The sequence below is a fragment of the Candidatus Baltobacteraceae bacterium genome (assembly GCA_036488875.1).
GTDB lineage: Bacteria > Vulcanimicrobiota > Vulcanimicrobiia > Vulcanimicrobiales > Vulcanimicrobiaceae > JAFAHZ01.
This window is the reverse complement of sequence record DASXGW010000012.1, coordinates 44,609-60,150: the sequence shown is the minus strand read 5'-3', so window position 1 is coordinate 60,150 and position 15,542 is coordinate 44,609. Positions and strand designations below refer to the sequence as shown.

Annotated in this window: 13 protein-coding genes; 7 read left to right on the top strand and 6 right to left on the bottom strand. The window is 62.9% G+C overall.

Translation table 11 applies throughout. The features are described from left to right. Positions 1 to 21 precede the first annotated feature (21 nt). Positions 22 to 621: a hypothetical protein gene (locus tag VGG89_13260; protein ID HEY1977517.1), complete on the top strand. Its 600-nt coding sequence runs from the start codon at positions 22 to 24 to the stop codon at positions 619 to 621. On the opposite strand, the gene VGG89_13255 is transcribed toward VGG89_13260, so the two are convergent. Together VGG89_13255 and VGG89_13250 are read right to left on the bottom strand one after the other, a co-directional pair. Continuing rightward, positions 618 to 1,502 (bottom strand): hypothetical protein, encoded by an 885-nt coding sequence (locus VGG89_13255; protein HEY1977516.1) that lies wholly within the window; start codon positions 1,500 to 1,502, stop codon positions 618 to 620. The two genes, VGG89_13260 and VGG89_13255, sit on opposite strands and share 4 nt — an antisense overlap. Beyond that, complete coding sequence (locus tag VGG89_13250) at positions 1,499 to 3,418, bottom strand: hypothetical protein (GenBank protein HEY1977515.1); 1,920 nt, start codon at positions 3,416 to 3,418, stop codon at positions 1,499 to 1,501. The genes VGG89_13255 and VGG89_13250 overlap by 4 nt, the downstream gene beginning before the upstream one ends. A gap of 103 nt (positions 3,419 to 3,521) precedes the next feature. Here VGG89_13250 and VGG89_13245 point away from each other — a divergent pair, with 103 nt between their 5' ends. Genes VGG89_13245 through VGG89_13220 form a run of 6 tightly spaced genes read left to right on the top strand, consistent with a single transcriptional unit; the run spans position 3,522 to position 10,322 of the window. Beyond that, positions 3,522 to 4,631, top strand: a complete 1,110-nt coding sequence (locus VGG89_13245; GenBank protein ID HEY1977514.1) for a phosphopentomutase — start codon at positions 3,522 to 3,524, stop codon at positions 4,629 to 4,631. 5 nt (positions 4,632 to 4,636) lie between these two features. Further along, complete coding sequence (locus tag VGG89_13240) at positions 4,637 to 5,284, top strand: sugar transferase (GenBank protein ID HEY1977513.1); 648 nt, start codon at positions 4,637 to 4,639, stop codon at positions 5,282 to 5,284. Beyond that, positions 5,280 to 6,908, top strand: coding sequence for a murein biosynthesis integral membrane protein MurJ (murJ, locus tag VGG89_13235; protein HEY1977512.1), 1,629 nt, complete (start codon positions 5,280 to 5,282; stop codon positions 6,906 to 6,908). Before VGG89_13240 ends, murJ begins: the two co-directional genes overlap by 5 nt. A 5-nt stretch (positions 6,909 to 6,913) precedes the next feature. Next, a complete protein-coding gene (locus VGG89_13230) occupies positions 6,914 to 8,815 on the top strand; it encodes a glycosyltransferase (GenBank protein HEY1977511.1) in 1,902 nt (633 codons plus the stop codon). Then, positions 8,815 to 9,504 carry a hypothetical protein gene (locus VGG89_13225; protein HEY1977510.1) on the top strand — a complete coding sequence of 230 codons (690 nt, stop codon included), beginning with the start codon at positions 8,815 to 8,817 and terminating at the stop codon, positions 9,502 to 9,504. Before VGG89_13230 ends, VGG89_13225 begins: the two co-directional genes overlap by 1 nt. Then, positions 9,501 to 10,322: a glycosyltransferase gene (locus tag VGG89_13220; GenBank protein HEY1977509.1), complete on the top strand. Its 822-nt coding sequence runs from the start codon at positions 9,501 to 9,503 to the stop codon at positions 10,320 to 10,322. The genes VGG89_13225 and VGG89_13220 overlap by 4 nt, the downstream gene beginning before the upstream one ends. Here VGG89_13220 and VGG89_13215 read toward each other — a convergent pair. The 4 genes from VGG89_13215 to VGG89_13200 are packed head-to-tail and all read right to left on the bottom strand — an operon-like array spanning position 10,268 to position 15,522. Next, entirely contained in the window at positions 10,268 to 11,383 is a 1,116-nt protein-coding gene (locus VGG89_13215) for a glycosyltransferase family 4 protein (protein HEY1977508.1), read from the bottom strand. The genes VGG89_13220 and VGG89_13215 overlap by 55 nt on opposite strands. Before the next feature lies 1 nt (position 11,384). After that, positions 11,385 to 14,147, bottom strand: a complete 2,763-nt coding sequence (locus VGG89_13210) for a hypothetical protein (protein HEY1977507.1) — start codon at positions 14,145 to 14,147, stop codon at positions 11,385 to 11,387. Further along, positions 14,144 to 14,998, bottom strand: coding sequence for an NAD(P)-dependent oxidoreductase (locus tag VGG89_13205; GenBank protein HEY1977506.1), 855 nt, complete (start codon positions 14,996 to 14,998; stop codon positions 14,144 to 14,146). The genes VGG89_13210 and VGG89_13205 overlap by 4 nt, the downstream gene beginning before the upstream one ends. Next, positions 14,983 to 15,522, bottom strand: a complete 540-nt coding sequence (locus tag VGG89_13200) for a dTDP-4-dehydrorhamnose 3,5-epimerase family protein (GenBank protein HEY1977505.1) — start codon at positions 15,520 to 15,522, stop codon at positions 14,983 to 14,985. Before VGG89_13200 ends, VGG89_13205 begins: the two co-directional genes overlap by 16 nt. Positions 15,523 to 15,542: the final 20 nt, after the last annotated feature.

Genomic DNA, 15,542 nt, shown 5'->3' with positions numbered 1-15,542 from the left:
GGCGAGAATCCTGCCCCGGCTGTGTACCGCCTCAATGCATTGCTGGTTCTCCTCGTCGCCGCCGGCCTGGCCGCGTGTGCCTCGCAGCCGCCGGCGCGGGACGACCAGCCGTCGACCGGCGCTGCCGCGACGGCGGCGCCGACCCTCGAACCCATCGCATCGCCGGCACCCAAAAAGCGCCGGCCGGATTTCGCGCGAACGGTCGCGTTCGTGACCGTGCCGCCGACCGCCACGCCCTCTCCGGCTGCATCGGCGTCGGCTACTCCATCTGCGACTCCGTCGGCGACCGCATCACCGGCTGCACGCAAGCACGTCGTCGTACCGGTGCGTAAGCCCGACGCGCCGCCGCAGATCGTCGATATCGAGATGAACACGAACAACGTCGGCTCCGGCGACACGTTATGGGGGAAAGTGCTGACCAGTTCCAACGTCGCCAGCGTCGAAGTTCGTATCGCCAACTTCGGCGTCGGCTTGAACAAGGTCGGCGTCGGACGATTCACGTTAGCGTATCGTTTGGGAGCGATCCCGTTTTTCGCGCACGGAACGTATCCGATGCACGTCATCGCGCGCAACTCGCGCGGCGATAAAGCGGAGCGTACGCTGCAGCTAACGATTCACTAGTCGCTGGGGGGACGCGGCGTCCGGGTGACGCCGCATGCCGGCGTCGTACACGGCGGCGGAGCGCCCGGCGGCCCCACGCCCGGCGGTAGGTTCGGGAAGGGCGCCGGATTGTAGGGCGTCGGAACGCCCGTCGGCGATTGATTGTAGCTGCCGCCGGTCGTGTCGATCCACGCGTACACGTTGTCGCGAATCGCGCGAACGTCGGCGTCGTTGACGACGATCTGGCGCGGCACGCGCTGCAGACCGTTCTGAGCGACCTCGACCGATTGGAACGAGCCCCGATCGTACAGATAGCGGAAAATCGTGCCCGAGTTGAGCCGCCGGGTGATCTGATAGTGCAGCGCGTCGATGCGGTCCATCGGTATCGCCTGCGCGTTCCAGCCGCTTGCATCGGTGGTGATGTACACGGTCGCGGTAAACGGCGTGTTCGGCGGAACTTCGGTCGTAAACGTCACCAGCACGGGGCGCCCCGAAAAGTGGCGCTGCTCCGGCGCGATGGATTGGCCCGGCGCGGGCGTCGCCGGAATCAAATCGGGATTCGGCACGGGTGACGAGAGCGCGACGGCAAAGCGCGAGACGTCGTCGAAGCTGCCTTCCGGCGGCAACGGCGAGCGCGAAAGATCGAGCTGGGTGACGGTGCCGGTGGAATCGAACGTTGCGCGAGCGTAGACGCGCGGACCCGGGACGATCGTGGCCGGGCCGTTCGTCTTGGCGTCGTGAATCACAACGTTGGGCGACACGTGAAAACCGTCGCCGGTCGTAAAGAAGACGTAACCCTCCTGGTACGCAAGCAGCTGTCCCGTGACGACGATCCCCGGTCCGGCCGCGATCAGCACGATCGCGAGCGCAGCGATGAAGACCGAAAGGGCGCGACGCATCATATCGGCAGCACCTGGATGACGGTTTGCGGGCTCCAGTTCTGCGAACCGTAGTGGAAGTAGTACGTGCGCGCGACGTCGATTAGCATGTGCGGCAAGAGCTTGAACCGCACGTCGCCGGTGATGTCGTTGGGCGGCTGCCCCAAGTACGTCGTGTAGAGGGGCTGGCCGAGTACGTTGACCGGCGGCTGCGTGTAGAAGTTGGGAGCCGGCTGCGGAAAGTCAGCGTGGTGGCGGGCGAGCACCGAAAAGTTGAACTCCGGCGACGGCACGTAGTTGACGCCGAGCGAGAGCGTTCGCCAGGTCGCGACGCCGCGAAACGTGTCGAGGCCCGGCGGACAGAGCGGGCCCGGCGTGCACGTCGTGTAGCCGCCGTGCAGATAGTAATCGCCGGTGTTTTGCACGGAGTAGCTGAGATACGAGTTGACCTGACGCTCGAACTGCCGGCTCAGGCTGACGTTGGTAATCTCTTGGCGGATACGGTGCGGCAGTGAGTTCCACTGCTCTTGATCGTTGAAGCTGGCGTTGAGATAGAACGTCTTGTACGGACCCTCATCGCCGAACACGGGAATCGACGTCGCGTAGAGGTTGAAACCGGCCACGGCATTGTAGATCGTCGTGTACACCGGACAAAAATAGACCGGGGCTGAGGACTTGTACGGCGCGTTGTAGTTGCATTGCGAGCCGTACGCCTGAAGCCCGGGCACGTTATTGGGAGGAGCCCATGGACTGGCGGGCAGGCCGCAGTTCGCTTCCCGGCAGCCTTGCAGATACTGGTCGGGTCCGACCGTGTCGTGATTGAACCCGTAGCCGCCGTAGATCTGCTCGTAGAACGGCGTTTTTCCGATCCGGTTCTGGAAGCTCGAGACGTTGATCTGCAGCGACGACGGATGCGACAGACTGCCGGCTCCCGTTTTGATGCTGTTGCTGTCGGGATGCGTGATCTCATATACCAGCGGGTTGATGCCCAGCATGTTATAGTTCGTGAGGTTCGCGATCGCGGACACGTAGGAGTGCGGAAATGCGTACGTGCCTTCGAGATACGTCGTCTGCGTAGCCGCTTGCGGCGCGCTTAAATTGTATTGATACGCGTACACCTGCGTAAACGTCTGGAGCTGCAGGCGGTCGCTCAAGCGATCGTAGAGCTGCAGGTTGTAAAACTTGCCGGCGCGCGTCGCCGGATTGACGGAGAAGATCGCGTACTCGTGATCGCCGACGATATGCTGCTCGAAGGCGGCGTACAGATAGTTTTGCGTGTCGTACCGCAGGTGCATAGCCGAGAGCGTGTTGGTGTTGCCGGCAAAGTTCCAGGTTAGGTCCGCGGTCGCGCCCGATAGCGAGTTCTGCGCGAAGTACTGATTGGGCGAGAAGTTGACGACGTAGGAACCCATCGGAATCGATGCGCCGCCGAATTGGGCCTGCGCGCCGAGAAACCGTACGTAGGTCTTCGTGCCGATGACGGCGCCGGTCGCGGTGAGGCTCGGATACTGCGGAAGCTGCGGAAAGTAAAACGCGTCGCCCGGCATGATCCGACCTTTGACCGGATGCGCGAGATCGCCGCCCAGAAACGTCCAGCGGTCGGGCTCGCTCGCGACCGGCACGAAGTAGATGCGATCGAAGTCCAAAAAGTCGGCGATCGCAGCGCCGCTCGCGCTGCCGCTCGACGTGCTTAGCGTAACGTGTCCCGCAAGTACGTAGCGGTTGAGCTTGAGATCCATCGAAAACGCGTCGCCGGTGGCAACGAAACCGTTACTTGCCTGCACGCGCACGTGTCCGTCGGCTTCGACGAGAAACCGATCGTAATAGAACTGGACGCGGTCGGCGCTCAAGCGGACGAGCACGGGTCCGGCAGCGTACGCCGGCCGTGCGAGCACGACGAAGATCGTAAGGGCAAACAGCGCCCGAAGAAAAATCCGCATGAGCCAGGCGTCGGTTTTCGGCTATGGTCCTTCTATCCTATCTATGCGCGTTCAGGAAGGCGGGTGCCTCATCAAACGCCAATCGCGACGAGGCGTGCGTGTGGTGGCGATCGTCATTGATTCCGGCGGCGTCGGAGCGCTTCCCGATTCCGGCGCCTACGGGGATTCATCAGGTGTTGATACGATCGGAAACGTCGCACGCAGCGTTGGAGCTTTGCGTATGCCGAACTTCGAAAGCTACGGGCTGGGAGCGCTGACGACGATTCGGGGCTTGACGCCGCCGGCTCGGCCGCGGGCCCGCGTTGGGCGCCTTCGCGGCCGCAGCGCCGGCAAAGATACGGTGACGGGCCACTGGGAGATGACCGGGATCCTGACCGCCCAAGCGTTTCCCACCTACCCCAAGGGCTTTCCGCCCGAGGTCATCGAGGGGTTTGCAGCCATCACCGGACGGCAGCCGCTAGGGAACAAGGCCGCCTCCGGGACCGAAATTATCGAGGAACTTGGCCCCGCCCACTTGTCGAGCGGCCGCCCCATCCTCTATACTTCCGCCGATTCGGTCTTTCAGGTTGCCGCCCACGAAGAGGTAGTTCCTCTTTCGACCTTGTACGAGTGGTGTGAACGCGCGCGAGGGATGCTGGTGGCGCCGCATAACGTCAATCGAGTCATCGCGCGTCCGTTCTTAGGTAAGCCGGGGGCTTTCCAGCGAACGCCGAATCGACGCGACTACGCTCTCGAACCGCCCGCGTGCGTGCTCGACGAGCTGGCCGCCGGGGGTGTTGAGGTGCACGCCGTAGGAAAAATCTGCGACATTTATTGCGGACACGGCATCGCCTCGTCGTTACGCGCCGTCGACAATCGCGACGCGATGGAGAAGACGCTGGACTTGCTGCGCACGGTAAACGGGGGCTTCATTTTTACGAATCTGAACGACTTCGACTCCAAGTACGGGCACCGTCGCGACGCACGCGGCTATGCCGCCGCATTGGAAGAGCTCGACGCGATGGCGCCGCAGCTGGAGTCGCTCATGCGCGCCGGCGATGAGGTCGTGTTTACGGCCGATCACGGCTGCGATCCGACCGCACCCGGTACCGACCACACCCGCGAGTACGTGCCCTTCGTCCATTTGAGCGGTTCGGCCGGAGCCGTGCTCGGGGACATCGAGGGGCTCGACATGGTCGGCGCCACCGTCAAAGCGGCGTTTGCGGGACGATAACGAGCATGCAGATCGCCGTCGCCGCGCCGCCGCTCGAACGCACCGTGCCCCAGACGTGGCGCGCGGTCAAACGATTGACCGACGTGGTGCTGGGAATGGTGCTGCTGCTGCTCGTGTCGCCGATCGTCGCAATCGCCGCCATCGGCATCGTCTGCGTCACCGGCGGATCTCCGTTCTACGCGCAGGAGCGCGTCGGTATGGGCGGCCGGCGATTCAAGATGTACAAGCTGCGCACGATGGTCAACGGCGCGCACGCGATGCGTGACGACCTGATGCACCTCAACGAGGCGTCCGGTCCGGTCTTCAAGATTCGCAACGATCCGCGCTTGCATCCATTGGGACGGCTCTTGCGACGATCCTCGATCGACGAGTTCCCAAACTTTCTCAACGTCGTGCTGGGCGACATGTCGCTGGTCGGACCGCGTCCCGCGCTGCCGTGTGAAGTGGCGCACTACGACGCGTTCGCGCGCCGGCGCCTTACCGTTCCGCAAGGCATTACCTGCCTGTGGCAGGTCAACGGCCGCAGCGAGGTTTCATTCGAGCATTGGATGGAGCTGGACAACCACTACGTCGACACGTGGTCGCCGATGGGGGATCTCGTCTTGATCGCACGCACGATTCCGGCCGTCTTGCGTAAGGACGGAGCCCATTAAGCAGCACCTCCGGGTCGTTCCCGAGTCCCATCGTCCGCACCATCCTCGGTTTTCGATTGCGGCTTCGACCATGTTCATCGTCGGCGCCACCTTCGCATCGACGGTGCTCGGCTTCATGCGGGAGGTCGTCAGCGCAAAATATTACGGCACGCGCTGGGAAATGGACACCTTCCTCGCAGCGGCCACCATTCCGACGATTCTCTTCGGCGTCTTCAACGGCGCGCTGGTCAGCGCGCTGCTCCCGACCTTCTCGGAGTATCTCACCCACAAAAAAGAAGATGAAGCGTGGCGCCTGGCAAGCACGGTGCTCAACGTTTTGGCGATCGTATTAACGTTCGGAGCGGTTCTCGGATATTTCTTGGCGCCGTATTACGTGCCGGTGATCGCGCACGGTTTTCCGGCTCCGCAAATGGGCGTCGCGATCCGAATGACGCGTTGGCTGATGCCCAGCATCGTTGCCGTCAGCTTGAGCGGCGTTCTTTCGGCGATGCTCAACGCGTATCACCGGTTCCGCGCGACCGCGATGATCGGCGTCTCGGTCAATATCGTCACCATCGCCTGCGTGCTCGCGCTCAATCACGAGATCGGGATCTACGCGCTCGTCCTGGGAACGACGCTCGGTCTCATCGCGCAAATGGCCGTGCAGCTGCCGTCGTTCTTGGCGATCGGCAAGTACCGTCCGATCATCGATCTCAAGCACCCGGGGCTGGCAAAGATCTGGCTGCTGCTCGGCCCGATCATCGTGGGCTCGGCCGCCGGACAGCTCGCGCTGTTCTTCGACCGTTTCTTCGCCTCGACGCTGGCGCCGGGTTACATCGCCGGCATGAACTATGCCGTCAAGCTCGTGAACTTTCCGCAGCAAATTTTCGCCGCCGCGATCGCCACCGTGATCTTTCCGCTGCTCGCCGCGCAGTTTGCCCAGGAGAACCGCCGCGGCGTCGCGCGCAGCCTCGTTACCGGCCTGCGCTTGGTGAACTTCATTACGATCCCGGCGTGCTGCGCGCTCATCGTGCTCGCGCATCCGATGGTGCAGACGCTCTTCGAGCGTGGGACGTTCCAGGCGACCGCGACCGATCTCACCGCGGGTTTGCTGCCGTACTCGGCCGTTGGATTGATCGCGCTCGCCGCCAACGTCGTCCTGACGCGCTGTTGCTTTGCGTGCAAGGAGTCGCTCTGGCCGGTGACCATCTCGGTCGGAACGGTCGTTCTCAACGTCTTGCTGTCGCTGGTGTGGCTGCAGCCGCTCGGCGCGAAAGGCCTGCTGCTCGCCAATAGCGTCAGCCAGGCCGTGCAGGCTGTGCTGTTGCTGATGCTCGTGGCGCGGCTGGTTTCCGGAATCGATTGGGGCGCGCTAATGATTCCGCTGTGCAAAACGATCGTCGCGTCGCTCGCGATGTTTTCGGCGCTGCACTGGATCGGAACGCTCGGCGTCGTACCCGAAGCGACGCTCGCATCGCGCGCGTGGTTCCTCTTCGGTCAAATCGCTATCGGGGCTGCGGTTTTCGTCGCCGTCGCGCGCCTGCTCGGCATCGAAGAACTCGAGCTGGCTCGGCGCACGATCCTCGCGAAGTTCGAGCGCAATCTCTTTAGCCCGCCGGATGGGCCGCAGGCGCCGATCGCGTGACGGCGATGGTGCCGCTCTTGAAAACGGAGCCGCGCTTTTCGATTATCATCCCGGCCCACAACGAACAGGATCGCATCGAAAGCACGCTCGAGCAGTACGCGCGTGCGTTCGCGGATTCCGAGATCATCGTCGCGCTCAACGGTTGTACCGACGGCACGCTGGCCGCGGTCGAGCGCGTAGAGGCGCGCACCCTCAACGTCCGTCACGTCGAGATTCCGGAAACCATCGGTAAGGGCGGCGCCGTTCGTGCCGGATTCATGCTCGCACGAGCGTCGGTCGTGGGCTACGTCGACGCCGACGGCGCGACGGCGGCCGGCGAAATGCGGCGGCTATGCGAATCGCTCGAGACCGACGACGGCGTGATCGCGTCGCGCTGGGTGCCCGGCGCCGCGATCGACCGCAAGCAGACGCTGCTGCGCCGCGCGGCGAGCCGCACGTTCAATCTCATCGTGCGCGTGCTCTTCGGCTTGCCTTACGCCGACACGCAATGCGGAGCAAAGGTGTTTAGCCGGTCGTCGCTCGAGCTGGCGATGCGTCACGTGGAAACGTCGAACCTCGCGTTCGACGTCGACTTGCTCTTCGTGATGAAAGCGCTCGGCTTGAGCGTGCGCGAGGAGCCCACCTACTGGTCCGACGTCGAAGGTTCGCGGCTGCGTTTGGGACAGGCGTCGCGGCTGATGCTGGCAGCGGTGATCCGGCTAAGGCTGCGTCATTCGATCTTACGCCTGCTCGTGCCGGTGTACGACCGTTTGTTTCCGACCCGGCCGGTGCGCGTCAAGGATCGCTACAACATTCTGGTGATGAACTGGCGCGACCCGAAGCATCCGCAAGCCGGCGGTGCCGAGAAATATTTGTTCGAGCAGGCCAAGCGATGGCTGCGGCGCGGACACTACGTCGAGTGGCTGAGCGGTGGATTCGCCGGCGGCGCGGCACGAGACTCGATCGATTCGATTCCAATTCGCCGGGTCGGAAATGCCGTGACGGTGTACGCCGCGGTTCCGTGGACCTACGTAACGGAGTTTCGCGACCGGTTCGACGTCATTTTGGACGCCGAAAATGGACTACCGTTCTTTTCGCCGCTCTACTCGCTCAAACCGAAACTCTGCATCGTCCACCACGTTCATCTCGAAGTCTTTCGCAAGCATCTCCCGGCGTGGCTCGCCTATCCTCTGATGCTGTGCGAGCGCACGATCGTTCCGCTGGTCTATCGAAACGTGCCGTTCGTTGCCGTTTCCGAGGATACGCGCGCGGAGATGAACGCCATCGGGATGAGCAAACGTCCGGTGTCGATCGTCTACAACGGCGTCGACGGCGACCTCGTGCCCGGGCCGAAAGCACCGCTCCCAACGATACTGTATCTCGGACGGCTGATGCCGTACAAACGCGTGGATCTCCTGATCGACGCGCTGGCCGAGGTGAGGGAGTCGGTGCCGAATGCGAGCCTCGTCGTGGCCGGCGACGGACCCGAACGGCCGGTGCTGGAGAAGCGTGCCGAGCGTCTAGGCCTAACGTCCTGCGTAACGTTCGAAGGCTTCGTCGACGAACGGCGCAAGCGCGAGCTGCTGCAGAAGGCTTGGGTTCTCGTGAATCCCTCGGAAATCGAGGGTTGGGGAGTTTCGGTCATCGAGGCAAACGCGTGCGGGACCGCCGCGGTCGCGTTCGACGTCCCGGGATTGCGTGAATCCGTTCGTCATAACCAGACCGGCCTCGTCGTCCCAAAGGACGCCGAGTTGGCGCCGTCGATACTATCGCTGCTGCGCGATAGCGCGCTGCGAGAGCGCCTGGAGCGAGGGGCGGTGGCCTGGGCACGAAACTTCTCTTGGGACAGATCGGCGGACGGGATGTTAAAAGAAATGGACAAGGCGGTCGTCGGCTTCGATCGGAGTCTCGTGGAAGCGAAACGATAGTGATGAAGGAGTTGCAGTTGGTTCGGAGCGTCGTTCGAGTACTGGCGGTGGTCGCGCTCGTCGCCGCTGCGTCGTGCGGCGGCGCCAAGTCCGATGCGCCGCCTCCGCAGGCTCCGCCGAATCCGTCGGTCGTTGCCGATCTCGCGGCGTTCGATAAGAATCCCAATCAGGCGACGTGGCTGCCGGTCCACGCCGACATCGTGACGCAGCAGCCTAATACCTACGAAGGCTCGGTGGTCAGAACGCTGGGAAGCGGACGCGTTCCGGCGAACATCGTTAACGACGCAATCGTGGACATGGGCGCTATCGATTGGGGCGGCACGATCAAGTGGCTTCGCGACGTCAACATCGGCGCTCGCGCCTCGAACCCCACGATGACGCGCGAAACGGCGAAGTTGACGTGGATGATGTTTTCGCTTCGGTCGAGTTGGGCGAACGATTTCGTGGATTTGACGCGGACGGATTTGCGCGCGCCGAGCCCCTACTTGGCGGCGCAAGCGAACCTGAACAACGTCAATTTTGCCGAGGCCAGGTTGACGGGATCGTCGTGGGTCGGCGTCTCGCTGCTCAACTCTTCGTTCGGTGACGCAGTCGTCGACGGTCCGCTGAACTGCACCGGGTGCAGCTGGGGAAGCGCGATCGTTCCGGCCGCGCTGACGCTCCAGTACGGCAGGTGGGTGGCGAAGTGATCTCGATCGTTTTACCGGCCTATAACGAGGCCGCGCACATCGAGTCGAACGTGCTCGAGGTCGTCGATACGTTTTCGAGCCTCAACTACGACTTCGAGGTGATCGTCGTCGACGACGGCAGCCCCGACAGTACGTATCTGTCGGCGGTGCGCGCAAAATCCAGCCATCCCGAAAAGGTGCGCGTCGTCCGTTACGACGTCAACCGAGGAAAGGGAAACGCGCTCGTCTGCGGCGCCTGTTACGCACGCGGCGATCTGATCGCCTTTCTCGATGCGGATATGGATCTGCACCCCTCGCAGCTTCCCGTATTGATCGAGCAGCTCGAGGCGACCGGCGTCGACGTCGTAATCGGATCGAAGCGCCATCCCGCCTCCAACGTGGACTATCCGCGCCATCGCTGGGTTCTCAGCTGGGGATTCTTCGTCCTCATACGCATGTTTTTCGGGCTGCCGCTTCGCGATACGCAAACCGGCATCAAGGTGTTCCGGCGCGAGGTCGTCGAGGCGGTGTTCCCGCTCATTCTCGCCAAACGGTTCGCGTTCGACGTCGAGGTTTTGGCGGTCGCGCATCATCTGGGCTTCAAGATCAGCGACGCGCCCATCACGCTCCGCTTCGGAAGAAAGTTCAGCCGTATTCGACCGTACGACGTCTTTTACACGATGCGCGACACTCTGGCGATCTTCTACCGGTTACGCCTTCGCCGCTACTACGATCAACGCGGTCGCGAACTTCGCGAGCAAGGCCTCTCGCCATCGCGCGAGGTTCACTCCGCCGACGACGCCCCGGAGGATTCCATCGCGACCTCCAGCCCCTGCTGAAACGCCCGCGTCGTTTTCTCCCACGTGAGCTCGTGCGAGAAGTCGCGCGCCGCTTGCGCGTAACGCTCGAGCCGGCCCGAATCGTCGAGTAGCTCCTTCGCAGCGCGCGCCAGCTGCCGCGCATCCGGCGGAACGACCATACCGGTTTCTCCGTTACGCACCGCGTCGCGCAGCCCCGGGCTATCGTAAACCACCGCCGGCGTCCAATGGCGTCCCGCCTCGCTGACGACCAATCCCCAACCTTCACGCACCGACGTCATCCAAAGCAATGCCGACTGGTCGAGCAATCGTCCGCGCTCGTCGTCGTTCACCTTTCCGTGAAACACCGTCTTTTGATGAAGATCGTACGCGAGCGCCTTGAGATGGTTCAGGTACTCGGGCTTTCCGCCCCCGACGACGTGAAGCGTTCCGTTCCAGCCGAGGCGCCGCAACTCGGCGGCCGCGCGAATCGACTCCTCGATGCGCTTGGAAGGAGCCAGCCGCCCCAGGACGATGACGTCATTGGCACCGCTTTTGATCGGTTCGCTCGGCGGCCCCGGATCGTCGACGCATTCAGGAATCACCGTAACCGGTCCGCGCAACCCGATATGGCGTAAACTCTGCGAGGTGGAATCGGAAACCGTGATGGCGGGTACGTTCCGATAGCAGCGCAGGAGCCACGGCTCCATCGTATATCCGATCGCGCGCAACGCCGCGGGCGCTTCGTAAAACCACACTTCGCGCGCAAGCTGGTGGATGAAGAGCGTCACCGGGCTTTTTGCGTAGAGCGGAGTGAAGAACGGAATCGTATTGGTCTGGTCGACGACGACGTCGAACCGCCTGTTGCGATAGCGTCGATACGCGCACAGATGAACCGTCGCTTGGCTTCCCTCGCGGACGTACAGGATGCCGTCCGCCGTCTCTTGCGATGCCGCTCCGGGATACGCGCCCGAGAACCATTCGACGTCCCAACCGTAGTCGCGCGCGAGGCGCGTCAAAACGCGGTACGTCACGAGCTCGGCGCCGCCGGAGGCGGGATGCCGCTGGTCGCGCCAGTTGAGCATGAGCAGACGGCGTGACACGCTAGGGCTCGACGGTGCGGCGGCGGGAGCGCTCGAACAAGACGAGGAGCGGTATCAAAACGATCAATACGACGGCTTCGATCAGAAGCCACTTCACCACGGCCGTTTGTTCGACGTAATAGAGCTGCACCGGTCCGTCGATCGGCGCGCACGCGTTTTCGAAGGCCCATGCCGGAACCGATTGCATCGTGCGTTTGCCGCTCGCGCAGATCCAAAGCGGATCGTACGATTCGTTAAGGAGCAGACTGTGACTGGCTTCGAACGTTTGCGCGGAGCCGGGTAGAACGGTCGCCAGGGTGCGGGCCGGCGGCCACCGTCGCGGATCGACGCTGCCGGCGGTGAAGATTCTCCCCGCGAAAGCGCGCTGAAGCTCGAGCCGACGCCGCACCAGCGTACCGCGTGGAACGAGTATGGCGCCGCCGAAGATCGAGAGGCCGTAATCGTTTACGATTTGTGCGCCCAGCGGGGCGCCCGCGTCGAAGCCGGCCACCTTGTACCACGTCCATTTCGGCGAAGCCACGTGGGCTTCTTGGTAGAACGTTCCCGACGGCGTTACGACGTGAAACGCCGAAGCGGCTCTCGGCATCGGCGCGTACATGCGCACGTAGAGTTCGGCCGGCCACTGCGCGCGCCCGGAGAGCCGTAACGGGAGCGCCGCCCCGGAGGCGTTGGTGGCAAGCACGCCTCGCTCGCTATCCAACACCCAGCGCTGCGAATTCGTCGCGCGTCGCATGACGTCCCAAAAACCGCCGCCGCTTTCGAAGCGGTAGGCGAGGCGTTCCGCCGCCCAGCTTTGCTGGTAGGTCGTACCGCCGGTCGAGCTCGGATAGGTGACGCCGTAGCGGCCCATCAGCGAATACGCCGCGAGGTCCGTAAGCGTGCGATGGTCCAGAATCAAGAGCGAGGCGCGACGTATCAGATCCTCGGCGTCCTCGGGCAGCGCCTGGTCCAAGAAGAAGAGGTTTCTCGTCGACAAGCCCGTTCCGAACCGGTGCGCGAGCGATAGTACCGCGTTTAAGTCGCCGGCGAGCACGGCATACGGTCCCGATCTCACCTCCGACGGCGCGATCCCCGGAAATTCGAAGATAGCAAAGTCCGCATTTTCCAAGAGAAGCTTTGCGTGCTGACGGATCAGCGCTTGCCGCCACTCTCGGTACCACGCCTCATCTCCGATGACGTCGTGCTCCAATGCGATGTATCGCGTACCGACGACCGATGCGAGCGTTCGCGTGTATTGCGGCCCCGCGAACTTAATAAAACTGTAGAAATACGTGAACGGGTTCGTGAAGTGGTAGACTGCGAAGGTCGGAAGCGGGAACGACTTCGGGGTGACGGAGCCGGCCATATTTTGCGACGCCCATGTAAAGATCGCCTCACCGGAGTTCCATTGGCCGAGTTTCTCGTAATCGGCAATCAGCAGCACTTTCCCCGGCTTATTCTCGAGCTCGTTCGACATTTGCAAATACGCTTGCGGAATCTCGACGGGAACGTAGTGGAACAGGAGCGTCGAATAGATGACCGGGAAAAACGCGACGCCGGTGACGATTGCCGCGCCGCATGCCAGCGCGGTGACGAGCCGCGGACGTGCCAGCGATAAACGGTCCGCTCCGAGCGCGATGGTCCAGGCATAGAAAATCCACAGAAATGCGCCGAACTTCTCGGGGGCGCGGATGATCCATCCGTATCCGGGGACGACGTGGAACACCATGAACTTGTACATCGGCGCGATCGGACCGTGCGCGCCTTGCAGCAGCAGCACCAGCCCGAGGATGATCAGGAAGGCGTAGACGAAGAAGTGCCTTCGCCAGTTGAGCAGCGCTAGACCAATAGCAAAACAAAACGTCGACGGGCGCAGCACGTTTGCGATCGTGTCGAACGGTCCCGAGGCAAAAGGATTGAGAGCTTGCCACCAGACCACCCAGACGTCGAGGCCGGATATGACGTTGAAAAACGTCGAGTTTTGTGAGAATCCGACGACGTCTTCCCAGCGCAGCGTATACCCCGGCGTCAATTGGCTCACGCTGTTGATCTCGAAGAACGCGCCGATCCAATAGAGATTGAGAATGCCGTACCCGGCGAGAATAGCGACGTACCGCGATAAGAGGCGTCCCCACGAAGGGGCTCCGGCACATTGGTGGACCATCGCGAGAAAGACGAGAGACATCAGCGCGCTGAAGATCGTGTATTGCGGGCTCCCGCTGGCCAGCGTCCAACAAACGATGGCCGCGGCGGCGTAGCGCATCGCGCCCGTAAACAAGTAGCGAAGCTGCAGCGCGATAAACGGGGGAGCGAAATTGTACGCCATCTGGTAATAGGGTGCCTGAACGCGAAACAAAGCCCACGGGTTCAGGGAGAAAATGACGACGGCGAGGATCTCGACCGCGAGATTGGGCGGTCCTTCCAGACCCAAGAGAGTCGAGCGCAGGACGCGGACCGAGTAAACGATTCCCAGCGAGCCGCACAACGAGACGAGGAACGGGAACAGGCGTGAAAACGGTCCGACCCCGATGTGTAACAGCTGCGCGATCCACAGCAGCGGCTCGATGATCAGCAGCCGGTCGATCTCGTCGAAGTTCGACATCGACGGGTGCTGGTTCCAAATGGGATAGAAGTCGGCTTTGAGGTTTTCGAGCGTGGTGTTGTACGCCAGGTCGGCGTGCATGATGAAACCGGGGTGGAAGAGCACCGGCGCCCAGGAGCCGACCGTGATCATGACGGCGGCGACGTAACCGCCGTTCTTATTGAGGAAACGCGATAGCGTCATCGGCTTGTCCGTCTTGCAGCGATCGCGTCGGCCATTCCCGAGCGAAGGTCGAAGGCCGCAGACCAGCCGAGTGCTTGAAGTCGCGCGACGTCAGCCGTTACGTCCGGAGCGGGGGGGGCCGTCTCGTGCCGTTCTGGTCCGACGTCGGTTCTCGTCTGCGCTGCAATCTCGGCGGCAACGTCCCAGATCGAGACGTCGCGGCCCGTCGCGAGGTTGTACGCTCCGTTTGCGTTTGCGGATCCCAACGCGACGAACGCGCTCGCCACGTCGTTCGCGTGAACGAAGTCCAATCGGCGATGAGGTTCGCGCAAGACGAGCGGACGCCCGTCGAGCGCTGCATCTATCAACGATGGAATCAACTTCGGCGCCGGTTCTCCGGGACCGTACGCGAAGAACACTCTGCCCCAAGCGCAGCGCGCGTTGCGGTCCAAACACAGGCGCGTAAGCGATGCGTACAGCGCGGCTTTGGCACGGCCATACGGCGTCGCGGGGACGAGCGGCGTCGCGTCTTCGCGACATCGGGAGCCGTTCCACTCGTACTCCGCGCACGAGCCGGCACCGACAATCGCTTCGCCGCCGCCGCGCACGAACGCTTCGGCAAGCGCTTGCGTCGCGAAGAGCCAGTCGTCGTTTGCCGCATCGTTCCAAAACTTACCATGTTCGGTCGTCCACGCCAGCAGCATGAGGTGTGTCGGCTCGGCGCGCTGCAGCACGGAGACCGCCGCCGGCACGTCGAGCAGGTTCGCGTCTTTGCGCCCGATGCCGAGAACCTCGTCTCCGGCCGCTGCGAGCAGTCGCGCGACGCGCGCCCCAATGAAGCCGCTCGCGCCCGTAATCAGCCAGCGTCGCACGTAAAGGCCGGAAATCCGTCGTCCCGCTCCGAAATTTCGCTCACGTCCAGCGGCCACGCAATAGCAAGACGAGGGCTGCGCCAATGGATACCGCGTTGTAAATCGGGTACGAACCGTGCCGAGATCAAATAATCGACGATGCTGCGATCGTCGAGCGTCTGATACCCATGCGCTACGCCGGGCGGTGCGTAGAGCATGATGCCGGATTCGGAATCGAGCTCGAAACTTTCCCATTGCCCGTACGCCGGCGAGTCCGCGCGCAAGTCGACGAGAACGTCATAGATACGGCCGCGACTGCAGCGAACGACCTTTGCTTCCTCGCACGGATTCGCTTGGTAATGCAGGCCGCGCACCGTACCCGCGCGTTCGTTCTCCGCCCACGCGGCTTGCGCGAACGCATCGCAGAGGCCGGCGTTGCGGAAGAGCTCCGCATCGAAGTATTTAACGAACGCACCGCGCGCATCGGTCGACCGGCGGCATTGTAAGCGAAACGCGCCGGGAAGGGTCGTCCTTTCAGTCTGCATCTTCCGTCGGTTTCTCGAAT

Coding starts and splice junctions, on each gene's coding strand:
- VGG89_13250 (HEY1977515.1), bottom strand. CDS start 3,418: ATGCGGATTTTTCTTCGGGCGCTGTTTGCCCTTACGATCTTCGTCGTG.
- VGG89_13240 (HEY1977513.1), top strand. CDS start 4,637: ATGCAGATCGCCGTCGCCGCGCCGCCGCTCGAACGCACCGTGCCCCAG.
- VGG89_13200 (HEY1977505.1), bottom strand. CDS start 15,522: ATGCAGACTGAAAGGACGACCCTTCCCGGCGCGTTTCGCTTACAATGC.
- VGG89_13210 (HEY1977507.1), bottom strand. CDS start 14,147: ATGACGCTATCGCGTTTCCTCAATAAGAACGGCGGTTACGTCGCCGCC.
- VGG89_13255 (HEY1977516.1), bottom strand. CDS start 1,502: ATGATGCGTCGCGCCCTTTCGGTCTTCATCGCTGCGCTCGCGATCGTG.
- VGG89_13230 (HEY1977511.1), top strand. CDS start 6,914: ATGGTGCCGCTCTTGAAAACGGAGCCGCGCTTTTCGATTATCATCCCG.